Source organism: Acinetobacter sp. Li1LvA2 (assembly GCF_056156705.1).
Map to the genome: position 1 here is coordinate 280,165 of NZ_JBSICF010000001.1, position 26,781 is coordinate 306,945.

Consider the following 26,781-nt stretch of genomic DNA (forward strand, 5'->3'; position numbering starts at 1 on the left):
AATGAATTGTTTAAATATTCAACTTATAGGGCTTAATTGTTAGGAAGCTATTACATATTTTCCTACTAAAGAAGAGTGGTGGCAATCCACCACTAATTAAAATGCTGAGGCTAGAGTTTTGATCGCTACGATTTCTGTTTGGCTTTTTGGCGTAAAACATACAAATATAAGCTTTCTACTTTTTCACGTGCCCATGGTGTGGTACGTAAGAATCGTAATGATGATTTAACACTTGGATCTATGCAAAAACATCTAATTTCAATTTTACGACTTAAGCCTTCAAATCCACCGTAGTAATCCAATAATTCATCCAAAATGTCAGCAAGTTTTTTGCCGTGTAAAGGGTCATTGGAGGCGTTCATAATAGATCAACAATATTTTGGGAGTCTATTATTATAACCTGAGCTAGTTGGAAAATGAGAGAGTTTGCGAAAACACATCCCGAAGCGTATTCGGCTGTAATTAATTATCAAAACTGGCTAATGTGATGGAAATCTAAAGAATAGCTGTACGCACGTACTATATCAGTTTTTCTAAGCCTGTAAAGGGTTTTTTAAAAATATATTTATAAATTTCAATAAGATATAAAATATTCTGTGTATTGAAATTTAGCCTAAGCAAATTAATAACTTTAACGCTCAAAAGGCGATTTAGAAAAAGAAATCTATATAGTAGCCAGTAATAGCCAGTAGTAGCCAGTAGTAGCCAGTAGTAGCCAGTAGTAGCCAGTAGTAGCCAGTAGTAGCCACAGAATAAAGCTCGTAAAGGTGATGTATAGTTCACTAGGGTAAATATAAAGGTGTAATTACAAATTATAGGGAGCTGTCTAGAGAATTACTCTGGCTAAGATTAGAAATAGGGTTAGTCAGTTTAAATCGTTAAGCGCGCTAAGGGCTAGTAAGTTGCTTGAGCAACAGATACTAAGCTGCGAATTTACTGTAGTAAAGGATAAACGGCGTAGCAGCAACGTAGAGTAGCCAGAGTCTTATATATGGTAGGTTTCCAAATCCTCCATTTAACTTATGTTCACCTAAAATTTTGTTCATAAAAATAATAAAAAATATAACTATTAAATTTAATAACTTAAGTTAATAATTTTAATATTTATAGAAAATTAAGTTCATGAAGTAAAGCATTTTATTAGTTTTGAAGCAGTTTTATATGAGTATTTCCACATCAAAGAAGATAAGTTAAGGAGAATTATTAGTAATTTATAAATAAAGCCCTCAAAGAGAGAGCTTTTTAAAAAGTCGTGAAGAATTACTTGAATATTTTAAAAATTAAGCATTTTGAGCCAAACCATTATTCGTGTAGTAGGTTCTAACCATATTAAATAAAATCAATTGACCAAGAACCAAAATACAACCCATGATCCCAATAGCTTCAAAGCTAATATATTGAACTAAAGTACCCGCTAAGATTGGTCCTAGGGCGGCCCCAAACATTAACATTGCAGGGGTCCCAGCAACAGCTCGACCTGTTGGCTCAAGCCTAGCAAGTAAACCAAAAGCATAAGTATGAGTAAATAAAATAGTAAAAACCATACATGATCCAGCCACCGTATAAAGAAAATAATTATGACTATGGGTAAGCACCAATGAAAATATGGCTTGGAAAATGGGACCAATACAAATAACAGCCAATGGATTTAAATACTTTTGGGTGAAAGCCGCGATCGGCGCTGGAAAAATAGAAACGATACCGTAAATAATCAATGTCAGTGCGACAGAACTTTCTCCAAAACCACGTGCAATTCCAATACGTTCATAAAAGCTGACATTCATAGAATTTGTCATGGCTAATAAAGATATTCCAAAAATACAGCACCAAATATATTTTGAAAATTTAGGGCGATGGTACGATTCAAATTGAATATTGTCCTGTTTTTTATTGACTTGGGGGTAGAATAAAAAAGCAATAAACGCAGCAATCGCCATAATTGAAGCAAGAATCAAAAAAAGTGTAGAACCGCCAAAATTTCTAATTAAATTTAAAGAACCTGCTAAAAACAAAATAGCAAAAATACCAAGTGCTAGACCGGCAAATCCAAATATTCTATGAGGATTTATACTTCTTCCCATAGTGCCATGAGTAAAGCTCAAGGCAAGGCCTGCAGAAAAACCACCTACCAGATGTAATATTGCTAATACTGAAAAATGAGTATTTTTTGAGGCTAGGTAAAAAGCACAACAAGCGGAAAAGAATCCAATAAAAACTGGCCATTTAGGATTGAAACGGTTAAAAATAGGCGCAAATATTAAACTTGCCAGCATTGCTCCTAATAAGAACAGGGTGACTAGGCCACCTGCTTGTTGAAAACCAAAATGATAATTCGCAATGAGTGTGCCTATCCAGATAGGTAAGGCAACCAAGTCAACCATACCTGCACAGTGAGACGTCATGAGCGCAAGCATTCCTCGCTTACTTTCGATTTTATGCATCATCCTTATTCCTTTAAATAATCCCTTTAAAGATTAGATTTTTTCTTAATTCAACATTGTATGAGTGGACAAAAAACATCCTGAATAAAAGATAAGATGAAATATGTTGATGTGTCAACAATAATTGTTGACACATCAACAAAATTTGTATTTTAATAATTCCAGATGAATTAGAAGCCTTCGAGTTTTTAGTTTTAAATTTCTCAAATGGAGTTGAATGGATGAACATTCTTGGCTTAGAAAGTCTGGTTTTTGGAGTATTAGACTTAGATGCGTGTCACCAGTACTTACTTGATTATGGTTTAAATCTTGTTGAAAAAAATGAACGTGGTGGAACTTACGAAGCTTTAGATGGCGGTACTGTTGTTTTTAAATTATTTACAGATCCATCGTTGCCAAAAGCGAATGCTCCAGCACCTAATATCCGTGAAACAGTGTATGGCGTTACTGATCAAAATGAATTAGACCTTATCGCAGCAGAACTTTCTAAAGATAGAGAAGTGAGTGTTGATGATGAAGGAACAATCCATTCTTTTGATGATAGTGGATTTGCAATCGCATTCCGTATTACACGTAAACGTAAAATTGTTGCCCCACATGTAGGAATAAATGTACCGGGTCAAGAACCTGGGCGTGCCATTAATGAATGTGGCGTATTGCTCGAAGGTCATAGTAAAACACCAAGATCTCTTTCCCATGTTGTTTATTTCGTCCCAGATCATAAAAAGGCAGAAGCTTTTTATGCTGATCGACTTGGTTTTATCACGACTGATCGTTTTATCAATATTGGACCTTTTATGCGTCCAGCCGGCTTAAATGAACACCATTCTTTATTTTTAATTCAAAGCTTTAATCCACATATGGTGGGAGTAAATCATTTTACTTTCCATTTCGGATCAGGTTATGAGGTTTTAAGAAATGGTTGGGAATTTGCTCAGAAAGGATATAAGAGCTTTTGGGGACCGGGGCGCCATATCATGGGAAGTAATTTCTTTTGGTATTTCAATAGCCCATTTGGTGGAACGATGGAGTTTGATGCAGATATGGACTTGCATGATGATAATTGGACACCACGTGCAATGCCAATGGGAAGTGATGCTTCACAAGTATTCTTATTTGATCAGCGTAAAAAATGGTCACCAGGAGAATAATGTTAAATCAAAGGATTTTTATTGCGAAAACTTCCGAACTTAGTCAAAGCACTGCGAAAGGAATTTCATTAGACGGAGTAAATGATCAGCTTTTTTTGGTCATGACAGATACAGAAGTAGCAGTATGGGTAAATGACTGTCCACATAACCATCGTCCATTGGAATATCAGAAAGATAAGTTTTTATCGGCTGATGGGAAACATATCGTTTGTTATGCACATTCTGCACATTTTGACAAAGTTTCTGGAGAGTGTTTTGCAGGCCCATGTAAAGGGAAAAAATTAAGGAAGATTCAACATCATGAAATAAATGGTGAGATTTATGTTGAATCGAAAAGTTTAATCAATCTTAAGGAATAAGAGGTTTTTTATGTTTGTTTATTTTCCAAAAAACTATGTTTGGAGTATGTCCACTGTTATTGCTGCAACACATGGTGGAAGTATCGGTGAAATTGATGAGTTTTGCCGTCCATTATTAGAAAAATCTTCTGATGATGCAGATGTCGGAACTGTCGAGTTTCTTCATGCGTGGATTGGCGGTGCAGATAAGCTGATTAAGATGGCTGAACAAGATCTTGAGAAAAACAGAGAGTTGTCTGCTGCGAAAAAATATTATCGTGCTGCCTTATATTATTTAATTGCAGAGCGCATGCAAGAACAAGGTCATCCTGAGCGTTTAAAAGTATATAAACGCTATTTAGAGTTAGCTGAGCTATATCGAAAATATAAGAAAGATGATGTTAAGCGTGTAGAAATTCCTTATCAAAATAGCCATCTAAGCGCGATTTATGCAAAAGGAAAAACTACAGATGAAAAGCAGGCAATTGTTGTCATGATGAATGGGCTTGATTCTACTAAAGAATTAATGTCTTACAGCCCCTTAGCTGATGAACTCGTAGAGCGTGGAATATCAGTACTTATGGTTGACCAACCGGGTACAGGAGAGGCGATTCGCTTACAAGATTTATGTGCTGTCTATAACTCTGAAATATGGGCTACTCCAATTGTTGACTGGTTATGTGAACAACCAGAAATTGATCAAAATCGAATTGCTGCTTTTGGTATTTCTTTAGGTGGATATTATTGCCCGCGAGCTGTTGCTTTTGAACCTCGCTTTTGTTGTGCGGCAATTTGGGGTGCAAATCATGATTGGCGATCAGTTCAACAAGCTCGTCTAAAACGAGAAGGTGAGAACCCAGTTCCACACTATTGGAAACATGTGGAATGGGTATTTGGAGCAAAAGACCAGAAAGAGTTTTTTGAAATTGCAGAAAATATGCACCTCAATGGAGTTCTTGACCGAATTAAAGTGCCTTTTTTAGTAACTCATGGTGAAAAGGATCGCCAGATTCCATTGAAATATGCTTATGAAACTTATGATCAATTAATTAATTCGCCAGATAAAGAGCTATTGGTTATTGATGATGAGATGGGAGGAGTTGAACACAGTTCAATTGACAATCCATTAAATGCCGGTGCGTATATTGCGGATTGGTTGGCAGAACATTTAGGCGGTAGAACCTCAAAGTAAATCGGAGAAACAATATGACAGGGATCCTAGATATTGCCATTATCGGTGGTGGCATAGGTGGCATGTGCGCAGCCATCCAACTTAAGAAGCTTGGAAAAAACGTATCTTTAATTGAAATTAAAGATACGCTCAAGCCCATAGGTGCTGGTATTACCTTAAGTGCGGCAACGCTTCGCGCGCTTAAAGAAGTTGGTGTTGTACAAGAGTTATTTAAAGTATCTGGCCAATTTTCCCAATTTGATATGTATACCTCAGATGGACATAAGATTGCCGAAGCACCCATTAAGCCAGCTATTGGTGCAGAAGAATTAGCTGCAAATAGTATTGGGGTGATGCGGACCAAATTTGCTGAAGTGTTGGAAAATAAATTACGTGAGTTAGGCGTTAACGTTATTTTGGGTACAACTGTCGACAAGTTGGAAAATAACAAAGATTCTGTCAAGGTCCTATTTACTAATGGGCAGGAGCAACAATTTAATTTAGTGATCGGAGCTGATGGCATACATTCAAAAATACGCCATCTGGTCTTTCCTGAATTACCTGAAAGTACCTTTACCCATCAAGGGGCATGGCGAATTGTTGTACCAAAATATTTTAATAACTTTTCAATGCTGATTGGTAAAACACTTAAAGCTTCTTTTAGTCCTATTAGTGATTCACAAAGTTATATGTGCGTATTAGATCGTCATGAAAGTGATGATTTTATTGAACAGCATTTATGGCCTGAAAAACTATCTGGGTTATTAGCTGAATTTGGCAGTGTCGTCCAAGAAGTAAAAGCTAATATCGATCAAGGGAAAATCAAAGCAGAAGATATTCTTTACCGTCCATTACACACATTACTTATTGAAGAATCTTGGCATAAAGGTCGTGTTGTTTTATTAGGTGATGCGGTGCATTCAACTACTCCACATCTTGCCTCTGGAGCTGGCCTCGCGATTGAAGGTGCCATTCTTTTAAGTGAAGAGTTAGCCAAAGATCAACCTTTAGAAGATGCTTTAAATATATATCAGCAGCGTCATTTTGATCGAGCAAAAATGGTTATTAATGTCTCGACTCGTCTAGGTGAAATTGAGATGAGTAATGGCTCACCAATTGAGCATCGAGAGCTGGCAACTAAAGCATTTGAAGCATTAACACAGCCGCTTAAGGCATAACATTTAAAATGAGCCCGAAGAAGAGAAACAAGATCTTTGGGCTTACTTTTTGAAAGAATAGAGGTGAAACATGAAGTTTGCCACATTAAAAAATGGAACTCGTGACGGTCAATTAGTTTTTGTAAGCCGTGATTTAAAATTGGCTAAACCTATTCCTGAATTTGCACAAACTATGTTGCAACTATTAGAGCAATGGGATGAGTTGGAAAATAAGTTATATGAAGCTTATGAATTATTTAATGATAATCCTGATAAAAATGGATTTGTATTTGATATTCAAAATACTTTAGCACCGTTACCGCGCTGTTTTCAGTTTGTCGATGGCTCAGCTTTTTTAAATCATGGCCGAATTATGAAAGAAGCCTACAAAATTAAAAATGAAGAACCAGAAGGAATTCCGATTTTAATACAGCGCCAAAGTGATGATTTTCGCTCAGGTGTGGAAGATTATGCTTTTCCATCTACAAAAGACTTATGTGATTTTGAAGCAGAATTTGCTGTGGCGGTTTCGGATATTCCAATGGGGAGTTCAAAAAATAAAATTAAGTCTAGCATTAAGTTAGTCATGATTTTAAATGATGTGAGCATGCGAGGCATTTTAAATCGTGAAATAAAAATGGGATTTGGCTTTATTCAAGCAAAAACCGCCACGATTTTTGCTCCGGTTGCCGTCACACCTGATGAGCTTGGTAAAGCATGGGAAGAAGAAAAAATTGGCCTAAATATCGAAGTTAAACGAAACGATCAATGGTTTGGAGCACCAAATGGAAAGGAGATGAATTATTCCTTTAGTGATCTTATTTCTCACCTAATTTATAACCGTAATATTAAGGCGGGCACCATTATTGGGTCAGGCACTGTATCAAATAAAGATGCAAAACATACTGGTTCTGCTTGTCTTGCTGAAAAAATTGCTTTGGAAGTGATTGAAGATGGCGCAGCAAAAACTGAATTCATTCAATATGGTGAAACCGTCGAAATTAATGTCTTCGATAAAAGTAATAAATCAATATTTGGGGCCATTAAAACAAAGTTTATTCCTTGTTAACACTGGTTCACTTTTTATAGTGATGAGTTAAGAAAATTCAATAAATAATAAAAAAAACTATGAATTTTTACATAAACAGTTAGTTAAAAACGCAAATTAATATGCCCAAGGAGGGCGGCAATGTACCCAATACCTAAGATACAAACCGGGTTAGGAAAGTTATTTCTTATTTCAACACTTACTGCTTGTATATATGCCTGTGGTAATGACGATGCTTCGAGCCAACAAAATTTGCCATCACCTACTGTAGAGTTAGTTAGGACAACTAAAGTACTTAATGATCAAAATTGGAAATTCATTTTAGATAATGATCATCTCGATGTTAATTCAGCAAGTCAGAAACTCTCTGCAAGTGGAAGTTTAGTTAAATTACCTCATACATGGAATGCAAATGATGCAGCAACAACAAATGCAACGACAGATTACCACCGTGGAATTGGTTGGTATCAACTAGAGTTTGATCATTCTGAGAAGAGTAATGAGAATACATGGATACAGTTCGATGGAGCCAGTATTGTCACAGAAGTCTGGTTAAATGGTGAAAAACTTGGCAATCATGGAGGTGCATTTACAGCATTTAGATTTAATATCTCTAAACATCTTAAAAATGGGAAAAATATATTAATTATTAAATGTGATAACAGTAAGCCTTTAACAGGTAGTGATCCAACTGCTATAGCTCCTTTAGGTGGAGATTTTAATATGGCAGGTGGTTTATATCGAGGCGTATCCTTAATTTCTACACCTAATTTAGTTTCGATTGCATTAAATGATTTTGGTAGTACAGGTGTTTTTGTTAATACTAAGAATATTAATAATATCCGTTCTTCAAGTGGGAGTTTAATTGGCGATACTGAAATAGGTATAAAAACTAAATTAACAAATAATTCCAATCAAAGTGGTAGCTATACCGTTAGAACCACTTTAATTGGTAAGGATAAAAAAGTTGCAGCGAGTAGTAATAAAAACTTAAAAATCGATGCATTGGCTAATGCTGAAGTAGATCAAAATATTAGTATTAGTGATGCTCATTTATGGAATGGTATAACTGACCCGTATTTATATGATCTTGTGGTAGAAGTTATAGATGCTTCAGGAAAGGTTATTGATAAATCAGTTCAGCAGTATGGTATACGAAAAATCAAGTTTGATGCTGACAATGGGTTCTATCTAAATGGGAAATCATATCGATTAAATGGAGTAAATGTTCATCAAGATGCATTAGGCAAAGCATGGGCAATTTCTAATAGTGATGTAGATGAAAGAATGTCTGCGGTTATGGATATTGGTGCGAATGCTGTCCGTTTCGCACATTATCCTTATTCGGACTATGCATACACTAAAGCAGATCAGTTAGGATTAATCGTATGGGCGGAGGCACCTTTTGTTAATCAGGCATTGACTGGTTCTCAAGGACGAGGTGGGGTTGTAAATGGTGATTGTGCCAATACTTCTAAAGTACCTGAATCTTTTGTAGAAAATCTAATCCAACAAACCAAAGAAATGATCCGACAAAGCTACAACCATCCTTCAATTGGTATGTGGTCGATTGCAAATGAAGTGAATACAATTGCATTGTGTCAAGGTAAAGATACTGTCACACCAATTTTACATACATTAAATGACCTTGTTCACAAAGAAGATTCTTCACGTGTGACTACATTGGCAGATATGGTACAAGGACGTGAAAATAACTTTCCTGATTATTCTCGAGTAGGCACAGGAGGAATTACAGATGTAATTGGCTACAACCGATATTTTGGTTGGTATTACAATGTTGTTGAGCTCATAAATGACTTATCTGTTCATTTAGATGAGCTGCATACTCAATTTCCAAAACAGCCTTTGGCTATTAGCGAATATGGTGCAGGAGCAGCAATTTCTCATCATAGTGATAACCCATTAGGTGGCCAGACTAATAATTTTGATTCAAGTAATGGAACAGAAGTTAATTATCAGACTGAAGAATATGCAAGTTACGTTCATGAACAAAACTATTCTACAATGCTCACGAAGCCTTATATATGGGGCACTTTTATTTGGAACCTATTTGATTTTGGTTCGGGCGTACGCAATGAAGGAGATGTCCGAGGAGTCAATACCAAAGGATTGATTACCTTTGATCATCAAATAAAAAAAGATCCGTATTATTTTTATAAGGCAAATTGGCGCACAGATATTCCAGTTATTCATATTACAGGTCGACGTTATATAAATCGTGCTTATCCATTAGTAGATGTGAAAGTTTATAGTAATGCTGATAATACAACTCTAAGTTTGAATGGAAAATTATTTAAAACAATGAGTAAGGATGAATGCCATTATATGATGACAGAAATTCCTAATGCTTCGAAAGTAACAAATACCTGTATTTTTAAAAATATTCCTTTAGAGTCTGGAAAAAATGAAATTCTAGTGTCAGGTTCGTTAGCTGGAAAAGTAATTTCCGATACTGTGACATGGAATCTGAATGAAAATAATATTTCAAATGTTAATATTGCAGCTGGCCAGATCACCACAGGCTTTCAACAGAAATCTACAGGTTTAACATTTGGTTCAGATAATTTCTTTAAAGGTGGTTTTGGACGTAACTTAACCCCTTTAGGTGCTACTGATACAAATCAAGACCGTACATTGGCAAGTGGTTTTCCTGATGGCGATGCAGCAATATGGAAGTGTTATCGTACTGGAAAAGATTTTGAATATTCAATTCCAGTTCCAAATGGTTCTTATCAAATCAAACTTGGTTTTCTAGAACCATTAAACACAACTACTAAAGGTGGAAGAACATTTAATGTACTGGAAAATAATAATAAAATTTATAGTAATTTAGATATATTGACGGTTACTGGGTCGTATCGTAAAGTACTGATTAAATCATTTAACGTGGACGTAAAAAATGGGGTCTTAAAATTACAGTTCCAAGGAGTAAATGGAGAGGCCGTCGTTTCTAATATATCCTTAAAGAAGATATAAATTTTAGCACGGAAAAGCCTTATAGAATAAAGTCTATAAGGCTTTTTTTACATTTGATCAACTTTGTTACGCAGTTTTTTTAATAAATTGAATAATTGGTCTTTCTCAGACTCTTCCAGTTCTTCAAGAAGTTGCTTTTCTCTCTCAAGTGCAAAATCTGAAGCTACGTCATAAAGCTCTTGTCCAGTTGAAGTTAAGTTAATGACATATATGCGTTTATCTTCAGAATGCCCATTAACTTCAATATATTTTTTTTCTTCTAGTTTTTTGACTGTGCGACTCACCGCTGCTTTATCTAAACCTAAGATATCACTAATTTTTTGTACTGAACAATCAGAAGCGCTGGATAAAACAGAAATGATTCGCCACTCTGTCATTCCGATACCAAATTTTTGTGTATAAGCAGTACTTGATTTCAACATAAGCTTGTTTGCCAACATGTTGATTTGTGCAGTTGCATGACGGTCAATATTAATTTTTTGCATTCGATGATCGTTGTAATAGAAGAGAGAATGAAATTATACAGAATCAATAAATTAAGGATATATTTAACTTTGTAGAAAAATATATCCTTAATATTTATCTTATTTTTAATCTTTATAAGATAGCAACAGCACGTACAAAACCTGCAGATGCATGTTTAATTTTATAAGGAAAACATGAAACTAAGAACCCATAGTTAGGCAGACTTTCAAGATTTGCTAATTTTTCCATCTGACCGTAGCCGATATCTCGACCAGCTTTATGTCCTTCCCAAATAATAGAAGCATCTTTTGTTTCGGCAAATCTCTCTTTTGTATATTTAAAGGGAGCATCCCAACTCCAAGCATCTGTACCAACTACTCGAACGCCTTGTTCTAGCATCCATAAGGTCGCTTCACGACCAATACCACAGCCTTTACCTAAATATTCCGGCTGTCCAAAATAAGCCCCAGCAGAAGTGTTAATGAGCACAATATCAAAAGGATTAAGGGTATACCCAATTCTGCTTAATTCTTCCTGAATCTCTAATGCTGAAACTACATGTCCGTCTGGTTTATTACGAAAATCAAGTTTCACACCAGGTCTAAAACACCAGTCTAAAGGTAACTCATCTATTCCATAAGCTGGTTTTCCACCATCTGTTGTAGAGCTGTAATGCCAAGGCGCATCCATATGTGTCCCACTATGTGTGGTAATAACTAATCGCTCTGCTGCCCAAGCCTCTTCTCCGGGTAAATCTTTTAACTCTAATCCGGGAAACATAGCCTCCATTTCGGGCCAACCTTCTTGATGATCCATATATTCAATTTTCGGGAGCAAAGGAGGAGGGTCCGTATATGGGTTATTCTCTAAAGTAACGGAGAGATCAATATATTTTCGATCTTTAAGAAAATTTTCCATAATTAATTACCTTTGAAAAAATACTAATTTTTTTAAAATTTGATTGCTGCACTTAGCCAAAAAGTTTGACCTTCAGCTTTATTTTCAGAATCTACATCTGTAATCCAGCTCGCACTGACTAGAGGACCTTTTCCATTCATAAATTGATATTGGATAGCAGGGCCAATAGAAAATGATTTCGTTTTTGAGTCTTTAATTTCTTGCCCATCTAATTCGTCATTTTCAAGTTGAGTGTAATAATATCCAGTAGCTCCGAAACGCCAGTTATTGCTATGGTATGCAAGTAAGTAATCAACCGTGAGCTCATTACCTGTTTTGTAATTGGAATCTGAATTTTTCCAGTTAAAATTAACCATGGGACTTATGGCTGCTTCAATCCCATTATCAAATTTGTATTTAAGAGCTACACGAGGTGCGATCGAGAAATAGTGGCCTGCAACATTAACATCATGGCTTTTACTGTATGTGCCGATGGGTAAAACAAAGCCTAAACCAGCAACCATTTGCCATTGTTTCTTTTGACCTTTATTCCATTGAAGAATTAATGGCTCAAATAAAACATCTGAAAGCCCATCATCATTAAGTTTAATGTCACCATATGGCGTATGTATTTGATTATTTAAGTCTACATACGTTCCAATAATTTCAGAGACTGTAATATCTGAACCTAGAATTTTTTTATCCCATGTCGTTGTAAATCTTAAAGTTTGTGCCGCCACTTTAAGATCTTGATCGTATTTTTTATTACCATCACTATTATTGAATTGATCTGCAGTAGAATAACTAGAAATAACTTGTAGATAATTACCTACAACTGGAGGAAATTCAGCAATAAAAAACTGTGTGGTACCACCTGGTAGCGTAGGATTTCCATTGGGTGCTGCTAAAACTTTTCCTGATACCATAAGTAATGAAAGGCTAGCTATACCAATTAATGAAGAGTGTTTAATACGAATATGCATTGTTAATTCCTTGTGCAATCCAAACGGTCCGATGTTTGGAAATAGTCCTGTCATCTATCTTTTTTAGAGCAATAAAGAGCCTTATCCATCTTTTAGAAAGATGAAAATAAAAGTTAAATAATTTAGTAGCTTAAATTTATTATCTTAAGTGTTCACCGATCATCAGCATCTCCTATGCGTTTAAAATTCATCCGATAGTTCATTAAATAACAACATTGTTGATATGTCAACAATAGCATCAAATAATAGATTTCCTCAACTTAGATAGCGCTTGATCAATTTGTTATCAATGAACTTTTCCGAACTGAAAAGATGAAGGCAGGCATCTTAATGTCTTTGTTCCTAAATATAAGACTTTAATAAAATTAGTGGGTATTCAAATAAAAATTAACATACTAAAATATATGATTAAATTGATAACTAAACATACTTTACTATTGTAAATAAGGTGCTTAATGACCATCCAATGGAATAAAATAAGAACTTTTAATGGTTCACAAAATAATGCTTTTGAAGAGTTGGTTTGTCAGTTAGCTAATTCGGAATCAATTGAAAGAAAAATAAATTTTATTAGAGTAGCAGCACCAGATGGCGGGATAGAATCTTTTGCCCAATTAGAAAATGGCGAATACTACGGATGGCAAGCAAAATTTTTTATAAACTCCTTTAGTACTTCACAATGGCAACAGATAGAGGAATCTTTTAAAGAAGCATTAAAAAATTATCCTACTTTATGTAAATATTATATTTGTTGTCCAATAGATCGTAATAATGCTGGAGTGGAGGGAAGGAGTTCATTCCTAAAAAAATGGGAGTCATATACAAAAAAATGGAGTGAACAAGCTAATATACTCGGTCGTAATATTACTTTTGAATATTGGGGAAGTTATGAATTAGTAGAACGATTATCACAAGAAAAAAATTTCGGGAAATTAAAATTTTGGTTTTCTGAGCATGAATTTACGGATGATTGGTTTAAAAATCATAATCAAACTGCTTTAGCAAATCTTGGACATCGCTATACCCCTGAAATAAATGTCGATCTCCCTATATCTATAAACCTTGAGGCACTTACAAGAACTAAAGCATTTAAAGAAAGATTTACAAATACATGTCATAAGTTGTTAGTCCAGCTAGACGAAACTTCTCTTAAAATTAAAAATGAAATTTCAATTTATGAAAGTCTTAACTCACTTATACCTCAGTTGAGAAGAGAGTTAGATCTTAATCAATACGATCTACTAAGAACACTCCCTAGCAGTTATTTGAAACAAAATATTGAATATTCTATAAAAATTATAGCCGATAAAAGGGAATTGCTCTGGGACAAAAAAGAACGTGAGGATTCTGAATCTTATCTATTAAACAATTTAAATAAAGCATTTGAAGTACTTCTGAACTTAAAATCAGAAATTTCTTCTTCAGCCATTGAGCTTTTTAATGGGAAAAAATTACTTTTATCTGGCGAGGCCGGACAAGGCAAGTCGCATCTTTTAGGTGATTTTATTCACTCTAAAGAAAAACAAAATGGTCATTTATTTTTGTTAGGACAAGATTTTAATGAAAAATCAAATATTTGGTATCAGATTTTAAATAAAAATTTAAGAATAAATTTACTTGAAAAAGAGTTTTTATCAACTCTTGATTCTATCGCTGAATTAAATAATGAACGTTTTGTAATTGTTATAGATGCGTTGAATGAAGGAGAAGGTCGAATATTATGGGCTGACTCACTTAATGGATTCCTTAAGTTAATTTCTCAATACCAAAGAATCGGTTTAGTAATATCAATTAGAGACAGCTATAAGGATCAGATTTGCTCTAAACTTACAGATGAATCTTCGGAATTAATTTATGAAATCCAGCATCAAGGATTTCATGAAATAGAGTTCGATGCATGTAGAATTTTCTTTGAATATTATAATATTCAAACTCCAAGTATACCTCTGCTTAATCCAGAGTTTTCTAATCCCTTATATCTTAAATTATTCTGTCAGAGTCTAAAAATTCAAAATCTGAATACTATTCCAAAAGGCTACAATGGCATTTTTAATATAATAGATTGCTATGTTAACGGAATTAATCAGATTATAGCCGATAAACTTGATGTAGATGCTTCACTAAGACTAGTCAATACTGCCCTTACTATCATAGTAGAAAACCAGCTTGATCAGGGATCCAATTCACTTTCATTTATATCGATGAGAAGAAAAATTGCAAAAATTTTAAGTGAAGATATTTCTGATCATCAAGCAAAAAAATTTATAGATCTTATGATTAAAGAAGGAATATTGTCTAAAAATCTTTATTATGGTCATAATGATGAAATTGTGTATTTCACTTATGAGCGTATGGGTGACTATATCAGTGTTGAATATCTATTAAATAAATTTGAGAAATTTTCTGAATTTCTCAATTGGATGCAATCTAGCAATAATGATTTATTTGATTTAGATAATTTTCATTATAACAAAGGCTTATGGCAAGCTTTGAGTGTACTCTTTCCATTAAAATATAATGTTGAGTTATTTAATTATATAAAAGTCACAGACTACCTATTAGATGATTTTAAAAACTTAATTATTGAGAGTTTAGTCTGGCGGGATCCATTTCAAATTAAAACCTACGATTTTTTTAATTTTCTGGAAAATGAACCTCTAAGTAATAAAAATTGGTATTGTTTTTTTAATATGTTATATCAAGTTATTGTAGAAGAAGAACATCCTTTGAATGGAATGTATCTCCATAAATTTCTTAAAGTATACTCACTGGCTGACCGGGATTCTTTTTGGACTGTTTTGATTAATAAAAGTCTCTATTTTATTCCTGCAATAGAAAGGTTAGTAAAATGGTGCCTTACTAATCGAAATAATAGGCTAATTAGTCAAAATTCGTTGTTAAATGTTGCGATAGGAATCTCATGGTTGCTCACAACTACTAACATACATTTAAGAAATGAAGCGACCAATGCGTTATCTACTATTCTTATTAATAGAATTGATGTATCCATAAAGTTAATTAATCTTTTTTATGATACAAATGATCCATACATTTTAGAACGGGTTCTACTATCAATTTATAGTTCTATACTAAGTTCAAATGAGTTAGATGGACTATCCGAACTTGCGCGAGAAATAGATAAGCTAATATTTCAAATAAAAGAAGAGAAAGAAATTTATCCAAATGTACTAATTAGGGATTATGCAAAAAATATTATTCAATATCAGATGTATAAAAATAAAGTTAACTATACCCAATGTGAAATAGATGCAATAAACGAGAGAATCACACCGCCTTACAATAGTAAACTTCCTAAAAAACTTCCTACTATTCAAGAAATTGATGAAAAATATAAACGTAATGAAGAAGCTTCAGATTTTAAGGATTATTATTACTCAGCTAATCGTATTCTAAGATCAATGACTACGGAATACGGTAGAGGTATATGTGGTTATGGTGACTTCGGAAGATATACTTTCGAATCTGAACTTTATCGCTGGAAAAAAATCATTAATTTAGATTTATTAAGTAATTATGCATGTCAATTAATTTTCGATAAATATGGTTATGATGTTGAAAAACATGGGGAATTTGATAGAAATATAAGATATATCTCGAGATATGACAATGATATAGAACGAATTGGTAAAAAATATCAATGGCTAGCTTTATTTGAAATTTTGGCACAAGTTATTGATTCTCATCAATGTTCTAGTAGTTATTGGAATGATGATGGTAATAGAATATGGCTTAAACATATCAATGATTTGCATGTTAGAGAGATTGACCCAACATTCTATATAAATAGAGGAAATAATAGTTACCCTGAATACACTAATGGAATCCCCGAAATTGAATTTCAAAATTGGGAGGGTGATTTATCAACTTGGGCGATGAGCCAAGATATTCCTTCTATAAATCCTATGATTGAATTTGAATTAAATGGAGAAGAATGGCTGGTTTTAGAGCGTAATTTAGACTTTACAGAACCTGATAAGTTTGGAGCTTACAAAGATAAAAATAAGAAAAATTTGTGGATACAAATTAAAAGTTATTTTATTCCAAAAACAAGTTATCCAAAAGCAATTGAGTGGCTAAAAAAACAGCATTTTATGGGGCAGTGGATGCCAGAAGCGAATACATTCAATAATCTATTCTGTAAAGAATATTATTGGAACGAAGCATATTTTGAACAGTTAAGTGGGAATGAATGGGAATATTTAGAGAAATGGGGAGAAAAATTACCTCATAATGTAAAGGTTATGTCTACAGCCGAAAGACATTCATGGGAATCACGTATAGAAAAAAATGGATATAGTTTTTTAGCGCCTTGCAATTTGTTAGTTAAAAAACTATCAATCAACTATTCAGACACTTTAGGATATTGGCAAGATAGTGTAGGTAGAATCATAGCGTTTGATCCTTCAGCAACTATTTCTACTTACAGTAAAAATTTTTTGGCTATAAGGAAAGCTGATTTAATAAACTTTCTAAATGAAAATGATTTAAAAATCTTTTGGACAGTTTTAGGTTCGAAATGGTATACGGGATCATTATATGGCAATGATGATGCACCAAATCAAAGGATAGAGTTTTCGAGTGTAATTGAACTTTACCGTGGAAAATTAAAAGGTGAACCAATGATTATTGTTCAAAGTTTTAAGTAAATTTTACAGTTTTTTTTAAGCTTTATATATTGTTTTTATATTATCCATTACTGGAGATCTGAAAAATAAGTACAATATTAATATGATCAATTGATTAATTAAATTATACAGCTATATTGTTATGAAGAAATTTAAAATAATATAGGGATATAATGAAACTTTTAAGTTTAAAAGAATCAGACGAAAAAAAATTAAGAGAAGGATTAGTCGAGCTTAGAAAACTATATGAAAGGCTTTCTAGCCAATATTCTCTTAAATCTGATTTAGTCGAATTTAATGATCGAAGATTTGCTTTAAGAACATTACTAGAAGATGAGCTAAATAAATTTCGTCTTCAACAACAAGGTTTTGAAAGTAAAAGTATAGAGTTAACTAAACTTAAGAATAAGTTAGAGGAATCACTTACTTCAATTAGAGAAATTGAAAGCATTCTTGAAGAAGATGAAGAGGGTGTTTCTCATTACTCTAAAGTTTTGGAATTACTAAATGAAGATAACATACATGATCTAAAAGTTAATGCGGATAGAATTAATGATGCTTATAGCTTATTATTTGATAAACAGGAGGGAAAGCTTTCTAAAATTGAGAATATTAAAGAAGAAATTAGAAAAATTTCTTTAGATTATGAAAAGCTTTTTGTAGAAGAGGTGGGTGAAAGTGGTAGTACTAGAGTCAATCAACTCTATGAGATTCTGAATGAATTTGAGATTTATTATACAGATTTGTTTACGACAGATGATCCAGATATAAAGAGTAAGAAAGATCAGATTAATGACCAATTGAACAGAATTCAAAATTTTTATGACAAAATTTATGGTAATACTGAAAAGAAAATACCTTCTCTAGTTAAAGAATTTGATGAGCGCCTTAGGAACTTGAAAAATATTGAAGAGCGAGCCAAATCAGTTATTGGATTATCGAGCGAAGCAGGACTTGCAGGAGGATTTGTTATAAAGGGTAAAGAGGCAAAGGCAGGTCAAAAATATAGCATTATAGTATTTATTATTGTGGTATTAGCTATCTTTGGGTTCAATTTTTATCTTTTTGATAAAAGTGATTTCTTAAATATGAAGTGGGATACTTTTCTCTTTAAGTTATTAATAAATGCCCCCTTAATTTGGATAGCTACAATAGCTAATATTAATTTGAATAAATTTTCAAGATTAGAACAAGAATATTCACATAAAGAAGCGTTGGCAAAATCGTATGAGCGATATAAAAGTGAAATTCAAGAGCTTGAAAATCTAGGCGTTACTGGAGCTGAAGAGCTAAAATTGAAACTTTTAGAAATCAACCTTGAAGCTTTTAAGGTAAATCCTGCGGAGCATTCCGAAAAGTCTAAACCTGATTTTTCAATTTGGGATTTAATTCGAAATAAATCAACATCAAACTCTTCTGAATAGTAAATTTATTACCCAGCACTAAACTAAAAATATATTTAATTAAAGGTTTGGTTGCAAATAAATTTTTATCACTATATTAAAAGCGAGCAAAATGATTTTTGCTCGCTTTTACCAGTCTTTAACATATGAATATGTATTAAATATTTTTAAATTTTATTGATAAAATCAACACTTAAATCCAGTATAGACTGTGTAATTTGATGAGCTGTAAAAGGGAAAATATTTAATTCAACTTTCATATCAGCAGCATGAAGTTCCTGATATGCTAGTTGGCTTTCTGTTACGGGAATGACAGTATCAGCTTCTCCATGGATTAATAAAACTTTTGTATTTTTATTAATTTCAGATTTAATTGGGCTTGTTAATCTTCCAGCTATACTTATAACGCCACCAATAGGCCAACGACCTGAAACTACCGCATCTAAAGCCATAATAGCCCCTTGTGAAAAACCACAAAAAACAACTCTTTCTAATTGATTTTCCATTTGGTTTTCTTTAAGAATTTCACGAATCTTTTCATCAAAAGATGATCTTGCTTCGACTACTCGTGCATAGCGATTACCTTCAGTCACACCTGTTATGCTAAACCATTGATAAGCATTAGGACTATTCATAAAGTTGAAGGGTGCATTGGGGGAAACATACTCAAGAGCAGGAAAATTAGATTTAAAAAATTCTCCTACTACTTCTAAGTCATGTCCATTACTACCTACTCCGTGGAGTAAGATCACAAAGGGGTTATTCATGTCTAATTACCTTAATTAAAAGATTTGATGCCATTAAATTAATGGCATCATCAATATTTAATAATCTGTACTTTTAAAAGATTTACTTAAAGCTAGAGGTCCGTCACCAATCAGAGCTAAGCTAATTAAAGAAATAATCCACATCATAGGAAATTCCCATCCCCCATTTGGGTTTGTAAAGAAAAATCCAGCTGCGCCATGTACAGTAGCAATAGAACCTATTAATACTGGAATGAGAGCAAGTGCGATAATTCTAGCTTTAAATCCGAGTAGTAACGCAGTAGCTCCGACAACTTCCCATATAATTGTTACATAAGCCATCCAACCAGGTACTCCAATAGATTGGAAAAATTGGGCAGTACCTGATGGTGTATAGACAAATAATTTAAGACCAGCATGTGCAAAAAAATAACCTGCTAGTGTTAAGCGGAGTAATAAAGCTGCATAAGGGGTTGCAGATGATGTATTCATTGAATCTCTCGACTAAGTATAAGTTGATGAATACATCTTAATAGTGATTAAAAAGTTGATTAAGTAGTTTAAAGTTGAATAATTATTTCTATTTTGGAAATAATTATTCAAACTTTTCCCATTCTGGTGGATCTGTATATTGCTCTTTTAGATAGTCAATTAATGCTCTGACTTTATTGGCTAAATGTTTTGCAGGAGGATAGACAGCATATAACCCTCTTTTAGGTAATTCATAATTTTCTAAGATAGGTATAACTTTTTTATCAATAATTGCATCTTTCAAAATAAAAGTTGGAAGCCTTGCAATGCCGAGCCCCGCAATGGTTGCGTCAAGGCATGCTTCAGTGTTATTAAAATGTATTCGACCATTTACTGAAATTGTATGGGGTTGCTTATTTTCATAAAAAGACCATTCATAAGGATCTTTAAAATTTGTATCAATTATACACTGATGTAATTGTAAATCTTGAAGTTTTCTCGGTGTCCCAAAGTTTTTTAAATAAAATGGGGACGCAACTAATAAGAATTTAATCTGTGATATCTGGGTAGCGATGAGGTTATTATCTTTCAACTGACCAATGCGTATTGCTACATCAAAACCTTCTTCAATTAAATTTACTGTGCGATCGTTAAAACTCACATCTAACTCAATTTCGTTATACCTTTGAGCAAATTTAATAAGTGTAGGACTTAACTGTACAGTTCCGAAAGAGTTGGGAGCACTAATCTTTAATCTTCCAACAGGGAAACTAGATTGGTTTTTAATGCTGATATCAAGCTCATCAAACTCAGCCATGAGCTGTTTTATTCTATGATAATAAGCTTGACCTAATTCAGTAGGAGTCAATGAACGAGTTGATCTTTTTAAAAGTTGCACGCCTAATTCATTCTCTAATTTTGAAATTAATTTAGATGCTTGTGCGACACTTGTATTTAAATTTTCGGCTGCCTTAACGAAACTTCCCAATTCCATTATTGCTATAAACATACGATTACATTCAAGTCTATTCATAAATATTTATTTATGCCTAATTTTAGTAATGTCAAAAATCTAACATTAAATTTAAGCAGATAAAAATTAATAAAGTTTTTTTGAGCAATATTTAGAACGAGAATCAACTTAAGATTCTAACTCCTACCTAACAACAAGTAATGATCAAAAAATCCAAAATCTTAAGAAAATAATCCAAGAATTTAGCCATTGGAACTCCTATTTTAGGATTGAAGATACAAAGCAGAAACTGGCAATTCGTATCGTAACTCAAGTCTAAAATGGAATAGAAAGGCAAATAATTATGGAACAAAAAGTTGCTGTAGTGACAGGTGGAGCATCAGGTCTGGGCAAGGGCATTGCTGATCGTTTGGCTAAAGATGGATTTAGTTTAGTTATTTCCGATGTAAATGAAAATTTTTTAGAAACTGCCGAAAATGAATTTAAATCTAAAGGGCAAAAAGTAGCAGTTTTTAAAGGTGATGTTTCTTTAAAAAAAGATCAAGAAGCATTAGCTAACTTAGCAGTAGAAAAATTTGGTCGTATTGATGTTTGGGTAAATAATGCAGGAATTGAAAGTGTTGTACCTTTTGCTGACATTACGACAGAACAATTAGAGAAAGTTTTTGCTATTGATGTTTTTAGTGTGGTTTATGGAATTCAGGCCGCGGCAAATGTAATGAAAAATCAAGATGGTATTGGAAAGATAATTAATGCATGTTCAATTGCTGGTCATGAATCTTATGAAATGCTTGCCACATATTGTGCAGCTAAACATGCGGTTCGATCTTTGACAGTTGCGGCAGCTAAAGAGTATGCCAAGTTTGGAATCAGAGTGAATTCTTATTGCCCAGGTGTTGCTGCTACAGCAATGTGGGATCGTGTTGATGCAGCTATGGCAAAAGAATATGGCTGGGCTAGTGGAGAGGCATTTGAAAAGTTCTCAGCGGGTATTTTATGTGGCAGAACAGAGCTTCCAGAAGATGTTGGTAATATTGTTTCATTTTTAGCATCTGATCAATCAGATTACATCACAGGACAGTCAATTCTCGTAGATGGTGGAATGGTCTTCCGATAGGAGTCGTATTTACTTTATATATCTAACTACAATCAAGAATAGGGAAATTTTATGTCTAATACTAATAAAGTAGCCTTTGTAACAGGTGCAGGACAAGGAATTGGTGAGGCAATAGCTATTCGTCTTTCTAAAGATGGTTTTGCAATAGCTTGTGCTGATATGAATTTTGAAACAGCAAATCAAACTGTAGAAAAAATTAAGAAGATGGGAGGTCAGGCAGTAGCCGTCACGGTAGATGTCGCTGAAAGAGAAAGTGTTTTCAAAGCTGTTGCCGAAGCATGTAATTTATTAGGTGGCCTAGATGTTGTAATTAATAATGCGGGCATTGCTCCTATTATGCCAATTGAAAAAGTAACGCCTGAGGTGTTTAGGAAGACATTTGATATTAATGTTGGTGGTGTTTTATGGGGTATACAAGCTGCTGTCGAAACATTTAAAAAATTAGGTCACGGAGGAAAAATTATAAGTGCTTCATCTCAGGCCGGTCATGTAGGTAATCCAGATTTATCTGTTTATGGTGGAACCAAGTTTGCGGTTCGTGGAATTACACAAACAGCTGCAAAAGAATTGGCACCTCTTGGAATTACCGTTAATGCTTATTGCCCAGGCATTGTAGATACCCCGATGATGAGAAAGGTAGCTCAAGATTTGGCAGATAGTGCTGGACAAACTTTTGAATGGGGGATGGAGCAATTTGCTCAGCACATCACTTTGAAACGTTTATCCACTGCAGATGAAGTTGCTGCATGTGTTTCTTTTCTAGCTGGTGCTGATTCTAATTATATGACTGGTCAATCAATCAGTATTGATGGTGGAATGGTCTTCAACTAAGAAATTTATCCATTAATTAGACAGGATGTTCACATAATGGTTGCTATTTTCTCTGAATTTAAATTAAAAGATATAACTTTAAAAAATCGTATAGCAGTGCCTCCTATGTGCCAATATAGCGCAATAGAAGGTATTGCTAATGATTGGCATTTGGCACATTACTCTGAGCTTGCGCGTGGTGGTTCGGGTTTAGTAATAGTTGAAGCGACTGGTGTTGCACCAGAAGGGCGTATAACTCCTGGTTGCTTAGGCCTTTGGAATGATCAGCAAATTGAACCTCTAAGTAAAATCGCATATCAAATTAAGAAAGCTGGAGCCGTGCCCGGAATACAAATAGCTCATGCAGGTCGTAAAGCCAGTGCTAATAGACCGTGGGAAGGTGATGACCATATTCCTGAAAGCAACGAGAATGCGTGGCAAACTATTGCACCTTCGTCCGTAGCATTTGGCAAAGGATTGCCTAGAATTCCTAAAAAGATGACTTTAGAGGATATTCAGCGTGTTCAACAAAACTTTGTCGATGCTGCTCAACGAGCTTTAGATGCTGGTTTTGAGTGGTTAGAACTTCATTTTGCTCATGGATACTTAGCTCAAAGTTTCTTTTCGAAACATTCAAATTTTCGTCAAGATAATTATGGAGGAGATCTTGAAGGTCGCAGTCGCTTTTTAATTGAGACACTAGCAAAGGTTCGTAAAGTTTGGCCTGAACACTTACCATTAACTGCACGTTTTGGAGTGATTGAATATGATGGTAATGATGAGGAGACTCTTCAAGAATCAATCCAATTAGTGAAAAAGTTTAAAGATGAGGGATTGGATTTATTAAATGTAAGTATGGGATTTAGTACTCCAGTAACGACAACACCTTGGGCAAATCAAGGCTTTATGGCACCAATATCAAAAAGAGTGCAGGAAGAAACAGGTATTAAAGTAGCATCTTCTTGGTGTATTGATCATCCAGAAGTCGCAAATAGTGTCATCGAGAAAGGCCAATTGGATATAGTAATGATTGGTAGGGCGATGCTTGCAAATCCACATTATCCTTATGCACTTGCCAAACAATTAAAGCTAGAAAATCCTTCTTGGGTTTTACCAGCCCCATATGCGCATTGGCTGGCACGATATCAACTAGGAAGATTCACAGATTAAAAATATGATCTCTCGTGACTAAAGTATAGAAGTACTCTCATACTCCTATATTCAAACAATAATTATCAATTTTAAATATAGGAATTTACTTCCTAGGGTGTTGTATCCGCGTATATTTTTAATATTGCTAATTTATAAGTTTGGAGTCCAATTTAATAAAAGGAATTTCAAAATGACAATTACTAAATCTATTATATCACCGACTAAGTTTTTGATGCGAAAGGATCTACTTAAGGAGTTGGGATCCTTTACATTAAGTTATGGAAATGCAGCGTTTCTACTTTGTGATCCTTTTATTTTTAATAAAGTTAGAGATGAATCTTTATCAAGCTTTTCAGAGAAGGCTGTATCTATCGCGGAATTTGGTGGACAATGTTCTGATAGTGAAATAGAAAGACATAAATATCTAGCATCAGACTGTGATTATATTGTAGCTATTGGAGGTGGGAAAACAATAGATACTGCAAAAGCTTTAGCCGACATTTTAAGTAAACCAGTTATTATTGTACCAACAATTGCTTCTACCGATGCACCCTGTACTGCTATTTCAGTAATTTATAATGAAGATGGAAGTTTTAATCGCTATCTATTTTTAAGACGAAGTCCAGATGCCGTTTTTGCAGATACAACGATATTATCCAAACAGCCCCTACGGTTTTTTGCTGCAGGAGTTGGCGATGGATTGGCAACTTATTTTGAAGCACGTGCTTGTTGGAAATCACAAAGCGATAATTTAGTTAAGTCTGGCACTGCAATGCTAAAACCTTCATTAATAGGTTTTAGCATTGCAAAATTATGTTATGAAACAATTAGAGACAATGCCGCATTGGGCGCAATAGCTGTAAAAAATAAAGCTATAACGTTAGCATTAGAAAATACAATTGAAGCAACTATATACATGTCTGCTGTTGGAGCTGAATCAGGAGGTTGTGCAGCAGCTCATGCAATTCATAATGGTATGACAATTATAGATGATTTGCATGGAGCACAGCATGGGGAGAAAGTTATATTTGGTTTATTTACTCAGCTAATAATGGAAGGAGCACCTTTAAGTGAAATTGAAGAAGTTCTATCTATTGTTGAAGCTGTAGGTTTACCTTTAACTTTAGCCGATCTCGGTTTAAAAATCTTTATCGAAGAGGAATGGCGAAAAGTTGCCGAGGTCGCATGTCATGAAAATGATACAATGCATAATATGCCTTTTAAAGTAACCCCATCTATGGTATTTGATGCAATCATTGCAACAAATGCAATGCTTGAAAAATATAAAACTGAAAAAAGATTAGTAGCCTAATAGTTTTCTATATTTAACTTTTAATCCCCCAACTTTATTTAACACTACTCTTATTTATATAAATAAGAGTGGACCCTATTTGCCATAAAAAAGGAAATTTTATGTACAAATACTTATTATTACTTATGGTAATAAGCACATCATCTGTTGGATATTCTTTTGAAACAACGGGTTACTTTAGAACGGGCATTGGTGTGTCTGAAGAAGGCAATAATCAGGAATGTTTTCAACTGACAGGAGCACTTTCAAAATATAGATTAGGAAATGAATGTGAACAATATGGGGAGTTTTATGGTAAGCAAGACTTTTTGGAATTTTCTGATCATTCAAAATTAAGCATTAATGGGATGATTCAATTCTATAATAGTTATGGTAAAACCTTAACTTTTAATAATGAAAGTGGTTTTACTCGCCTTAATCAATTTTACTTAAATTGGTCGAATATTTCAGCTTTAAATGGAGCTAACTTATGGGTAGGTAGACGATATTACAATCGTAATGATAGCAATATGAGTGACTTTTTTTATTGGAGTGAAACTGGTACAGGTTTTGGTATAGATAACTATAAAATAGCGGGAGTTGGTCTAAATTACTCTTTTTCAAAGAAAGATACTCAATGGCAGAAAAGTAATGTTGATAGACATAATTTAACGATTAAAGATATTCATCTTATTCCTAATAACGAATTGCAAATTGGATTATCTTATCTTAATGATGATAAAGCAAAAGATGGATGGGCTTTAACAGTTCAAGATATTCATTCAGAAGTACTCAATGGAAAGAATAGATTGATTTTTCAGTATGGTGAGGGTGGAGGGATTGGTTTAGGCTATACAGGCGATACTTCTCTTAGCCGTGAAAATTATGCCTATCGTATAATGAATATTTTAGACTGGCAAAATGAGTCTAAAAAACTGAATGGTCAATCGCAAATTTTATACCAAAAAAATAATTATATTGATCAACCTGATTTGGAATGGGTTTCACTAGGTCTTAGAGCATCATATTCATTTGTAGATAATTTTAAAGTATCTGCAGAGATCGGATACGATCAAATCAAGGATATAAATAAAAGAAATTTAACAAAATTAACGATAGCACCAACTTGGTCGCCCAAGGGTAATGGTTTTTATGATAGACCTGAGTTGCGATTGTATTATACATATGCATTTTGGAATAAGAATGAAGAAAATTTAAGAAGTGAAAATCCAGCTCTGGCTTTCCAAAATGAAAATCATGGTTCCAATTTTGGAATTCAATATGAATATTGGTGGTAGTTAAAGCATTGTTTTTGCTATTTTAAATTTTTAAAAAAAGGAGTGCCTAAATCTAGTATTTAAAGGCACTCTTTATTTTTAATAATAAAAAATATTCCCATATTAAAAATGATTATTTTATCCAAAAAGTTTGTAAAAAAAATCCAAGATCCTTTTTTCTTTGCATGTAATTCTAGGTTCATAGGGAAAGGTAAATAAATTCTTATATTCAATTTACAGTGAGTTT

The 26,781-nt window shown here is 33.8% G+C and carries 21 protein-coding genes; 13 read left to right on the forward strand and 8 right to left on the reverse strand.

Translation table 11 applies throughout. The features are described 5' to 3' along the window. Positions 1-125: 125 nt before the first annotated feature. Positions 126-362 carry a VF530 family protein gene (locus tag ACS604_RS01285; RefSeq protein ID WP_003651786.1) on the reverse strand — a complete coding sequence of 79 codons (237 nt, stop codon included), beginning with the start codon at positions 360-362 and terminating at the stop codon, positions 126-128. Positions 363-1,280: 918 nt separating this feature from the next. Then, the gene (locus ACS604_RS01290; RefSeq protein ID WP_464848812.1) at positions 1,281-2,381 is read right to left on the reverse strand and encodes an MFS transporter; all 1,101 of its coding nucleotides are present in this window, start codon (positions 2,379-2,381) and stop codon (positions 1,281-1,283) included. Positions 2,382-2,662: 281 nt separating this feature from the next. On the opposite strand from ACS604_RS01290, the gene ACS604_RS01295 reads away from it, so the two are divergent. The 6 genes from ACS604_RS01295 (at position 2,663) to ACS604_RS01320 (ending at position 10,303) form a co-directional block, all read left to right on the forward strand. Beyond that, on the forward strand, positions 2,663-3,592 hold the full coding sequence (locus tag ACS604_RS01295; RefSeq protein WP_474769579.1) for a VOC family protein: 930 nt from the start codon (positions 2,663-2,665) through the stop codon (positions 3,590-3,592). Further along, on the forward strand, positions 3,592-3,951 hold the full coding sequence (locus ACS604_RS01300; RefSeq protein ID WP_474769581.1) for a Rieske (2Fe-2S) protein: 360 nt from the start codon (positions 3,592-3,594) through the stop codon (positions 3,949-3,951). Before ACS604_RS01295 ends, ACS604_RS01300 begins: the two co-directional genes overlap by 1 nt. Positions 3,952-3,997: 46 nt before the next feature. Then, a complete protein-coding gene (locus tag ACS604_RS01305; RefSeq protein ID WP_474769582.1) occupies positions 3,998-5,122 on the forward strand; it encodes an alpha/beta hydrolase family protein in 1,125 nt (374 codons plus the stop codon). Positions 5,123-5,136: 14 nt separating this feature from the next. Next, on the forward strand, positions 5,137-6,279 hold the full coding sequence (locus tag ACS604_RS01310; RefSeq protein ID WP_474769584.1) for an FAD-dependent oxidoreductase: 1,143 nt from the start codon (positions 5,137-5,139) through the stop codon (positions 6,277-6,279). Between the two features lie 70 nt (positions 6,280-6,349). Next, positions 6,350-7,327 carry a fumarylacetoacetate hydrolase family protein gene (locus ACS604_RS01315; RefSeq protein WP_474769585.1) on the forward strand — a complete coding sequence of 326 codons (978 nt, stop codon included), beginning with the start codon at positions 6,350-6,352 and terminating at the stop codon, positions 7,325-7,327. Positions 7,328-7,447: 120 nt separating this feature from the next. After that, positions 7,448-10,303 (forward strand): glycoside hydrolase family 2 TIM barrel-domain containing protein, encoded by a 2,856-nt coding sequence (locus ACS604_RS01320; protein WP_474769587.1) that lies wholly within the window; start codon positions 7,448-7,450, stop codon positions 10,301-10,303. Between the two features lie 47 nt (positions 10,304-10,350). Here the strand turns inward: ACS604_RS01320 and ACS604_RS01325 are convergent, their stop codons facing one another. The 3 genes from ACS604_RS01325 to ACS604_RS01335 all read right to left on the reverse strand — a co-directional run bounded on the left by ACS604_RS01325 (position 10,351) and on the right by ACS604_RS01335 (position 12,648). Next, entirely contained in the window at positions 10,351-10,788 is a 438-nt protein-coding gene (locus tag ACS604_RS01325; RefSeq protein ID WP_208753226.1) for a MarR family winged helix-turn-helix transcriptional regulator, read from the reverse strand. Positions 10,789-10,900: 112 nt separating this feature from the next. Continuing rightward, the gene (locus ACS604_RS01330; RefSeq protein WP_208753227.1) at positions 10,901-11,686 is read right to left on the reverse strand and encodes a cyclase family protein; all 786 of its coding nucleotides are present in this window, start codon (positions 11,684-11,686) and stop codon (positions 10,901-10,903) included. Positions 11,687-11,718: 32 nt separating this feature from the next. Then, a complete protein-coding gene (locus ACS604_RS01335; RefSeq protein ID WP_474769590.1) occupies positions 11,719-12,648 on the reverse strand; it encodes a SphA family protein in 930 nt (309 codons plus the stop codon). Positions 12,649-13,103: 455 nt separating this feature from the next. Between ACS604_RS01335 and ACS604_RS01340 the strand changes: the two genes are divergently transcribed. Together ACS604_RS01340 and ACS604_RS01345 are read left to right on the forward strand one after the other, a co-directional pair. Further along, on the forward strand, positions 13,104-17,315 hold the full coding sequence (locus ACS604_RS01340; protein WP_474769592.1) for an NACHT domain-containing protein: 4,212 nt from the start codon (positions 13,104-13,106) through the stop codon (positions 17,313-17,315). Between the two features lie 152 nt (positions 17,316-17,467). Continuing rightward, entirely contained in the window at positions 17,468-18,718 is a 1,251-nt protein-coding gene (locus ACS604_RS01345) for a DNA repair protein RecN (RefSeq protein ID WP_208753230.1), read from the forward strand. Positions 18,719-18,864: 146 nt separating this feature from the next. On the opposite strand, the gene ACS604_RS01350 is transcribed toward ACS604_RS01345, so the two are convergent. From ACS604_RS01350 to ACS604_RS01360, 3 genes are all read right to left on the reverse strand, one after another. Continuing rightward, positions 18,865-19,464 (reverse strand): alpha/beta hydrolase, encoded by a 600-nt coding sequence (locus tag ACS604_RS01350; protein ID WP_474769593.1) that lies wholly within the window; start codon positions 19,462-19,464, stop codon positions 18,865-18,867. Positions 19,465-19,521: 57 nt separating this feature from the next. Next, on the reverse strand, positions 19,522-19,935 hold the full coding sequence (locus ACS604_RS01355) for a DoxX family protein (protein ID WP_464848821.1): 414 nt from the start codon (positions 19,933-19,935) through the stop codon (positions 19,522-19,524). Between the two features lie 103 nt (positions 19,936-20,038). Further along, positions 20,039-20,947: a LysR family transcriptional regulator gene (locus ACS604_RS01360; RefSeq protein ID WP_228715380.1), complete on the reverse strand. Its 909-nt coding sequence runs from the start codon at positions 20,945-20,947 to the stop codon at positions 20,039-20,041. A gap of 283 nt (positions 20,948-21,230) precedes the next feature. Here ACS604_RS01360 and ACS604_RS01365 point away from each other — a divergent pair, with 283 nt between their 5' ends. From ACS604_RS01365 to ACS604_RS01385, 5 genes are all read left to right on the forward strand, one after another. Further along, positions 21,231-22,004, forward strand: coding sequence for an acetoin reductase (locus ACS604_RS01365; protein ID WP_272329315.1), 774 nt, complete (start codon positions 21,231-21,233; stop codon positions 22,002-22,004). Positions 22,005-22,055: 51 nt separating this feature from the next. After that, the gene (locus tag ACS604_RS01370) at positions 22,056-22,835 is read left to right on the forward strand and encodes a (S)-acetoin forming diacetyl reductase (RefSeq protein WP_045432181.1); all 780 of its coding nucleotides are present in this window, start codon (positions 22,056-22,058) and stop codon (positions 22,833-22,835) included. A 36-nt stretch (positions 22,836-22,871) separates the two neighbouring features. Further along, positions 22,872-23,984, forward strand: a complete 1,113-nt coding sequence (locus tag ACS604_RS01375) for an NADH:flavin oxidoreductase/NADH oxidase (RefSeq protein ID WP_474769595.1) — start codon at positions 22,872-22,874, stop codon at positions 23,982-23,984. 172 nt (positions 23,985-24,156) lie between these two features. Next, complete coding sequence (locus tag ACS604_RS01380; protein WP_474769596.1) at positions 24,157-25,278, forward strand: glycerol dehydrogenase; 1,122 nt, start codon at positions 24,157-24,159, stop codon at positions 25,276-25,278. Positions 25,279-25,379: 101 nt separating this feature from the next. After that, positions 25,380-26,555: a maltoporin gene (locus ACS604_RS01385; protein ID WP_272329320.1), complete on the forward strand. Its 1,176-nt coding sequence runs from the start codon at positions 25,380-25,382 to the stop codon at positions 26,553-26,555. Positions 26,556-26,781 lie beyond the last annotated feature (226 nt).

Excerpts from the sequence above, each read along its gene's own strand:
- ACS604_RS01285 (WP_003651786.1), bottom strand. The coding sequence starts at position 362 with ATGAACGCCTCCAATGACCCTTTACACGGCAAAAAACTTGCTGACATT.
- ACS604_RS01340 (WP_474769592.1), top strand. The coding sequence starts at position 13,104 with ATGACCATCCAATGGAATAAAATAAGAACTTTTAATGGTTCACAAAAT.
- ACS604_RS01380 (WP_474769596.1), top strand. The coding sequence starts at position 24,157 with ATGACAATTACTAAATCTATTATATCACCGACTAAGTTTTTGATGCGA.
- ACS604_RS01325 (WP_208753226.1), bottom strand. The coding sequence starts at position 10,788 with ATGCAAAAAATTAATATTGACCGTCATGCAACTGCACAAATCAACATG.
- ACS604_RS01375 (WP_474769595.1), top strand. The coding sequence starts at position 22,872 with ATGGTTGCTATTTTCTCTGAATTTAAATTAAAAGATATAACTTTAAAA.
- ACS604_RS01360 (WP_228715380.1), bottom strand. The coding sequence starts at position 20,947 with ATGAATAGACTTGAATGTAATCGTATGTTTATAGCAATAATGGAATTG.
- ACS604_RS01315 (WP_474769585.1), top strand. The coding sequence starts at position 6,350 with ATGAAGTTTGCCACATTAAAAAATGGAACTCGTGACGGTCAATTAGTT.
- ACS604_RS01330 (WP_208753227.1), bottom strand. The coding sequence starts at position 11,686 with ATGGAAAATTTTCTTAAAGATCGAAAATATATTGATCTCTCCGTTACT.
- ACS604_RS01290 (WP_464848812.1), bottom strand. The coding sequence starts at position 2,381 with ATGGTTGACTTGGTTGCCTTACCTATCTGGATAGGCACACTCATTGCG.
- ACS604_RS01345 (WP_208753230.1), top strand. The coding sequence starts at position 17,468 with ATGAAACTTTTAAGTTTAAAAGAATCAGACGAAAAAAAATTAAGAGAA.
- ACS604_RS01295 (WP_474769579.1), top strand. The coding sequence starts at position 2,663 with ATGAACATTCTTGGCTTAGAAAGTCTGGTTTTTGGAGTATTAGACTTA.
- ACS604_RS01300 (WP_474769581.1), top strand. The coding sequence starts at position 3,592 with ATGTTAAATCAAAGGATTTTTATTGCGAAAACTTCCGAACTTAGTCAA.
- ACS604_RS01305 (WP_474769582.1), top strand. The coding sequence starts at position 3,998 with ATGTCCACTGTTATTGCTGCAACACATGGTGGAAGTATCGGTGAAATT.
- ACS604_RS01335 (WP_474769590.1), bottom strand. The coding sequence starts at position 12,648 with ATGCATATTCGTATTAAACACTCTTCATTAATTGGTATAGCTAGCCTT.
- ACS604_RS01320 (WP_474769587.1), top strand. The coding sequence starts at position 7,448 with ATGTACCCAATACCTAAGATACAAACCGGGTTAGGAAAGTTATTTCTT.
- ACS604_RS01370 (WP_045432181.1), top strand. The coding sequence starts at position 22,056 with ATGTCTAATACTAATAAAGTAGCCTTTGTAACAGGTGCAGGACAAGGA.
- ACS604_RS01365 (WP_272329315.1), top strand. The coding sequence starts at position 21,231 with ATGGAACAAAAAGTTGCTGTAGTGACAGGTGGAGCATCAGGTCTGGGC.
- ACS604_RS01350 (WP_474769593.1), bottom strand. The coding sequence starts at position 19,464 with ATGAATAACCCCTTTGTGATCTTACTCCACGGAGTAGGTAGTAATGGA.
- ACS604_RS01310 (WP_474769584.1), top strand. The coding sequence starts at position 5,137 with ATGACAGGGATCCTAGATATTGCCATTATCGGTGGTGGCATAGGTGGC.
- ACS604_RS01355 (WP_464848821.1), bottom strand. The coding sequence starts at position 19,935 with ATGAATACATCATCTGCAACCCCTTATGCAGCTTTATTACTCCGCTTA.
- ACS604_RS01385 (WP_272329320.1), top strand. The coding sequence starts at position 25,380 with ATGTACAAATACTTATTATTACTTATGGTAATAAGCACATCATCTGTT.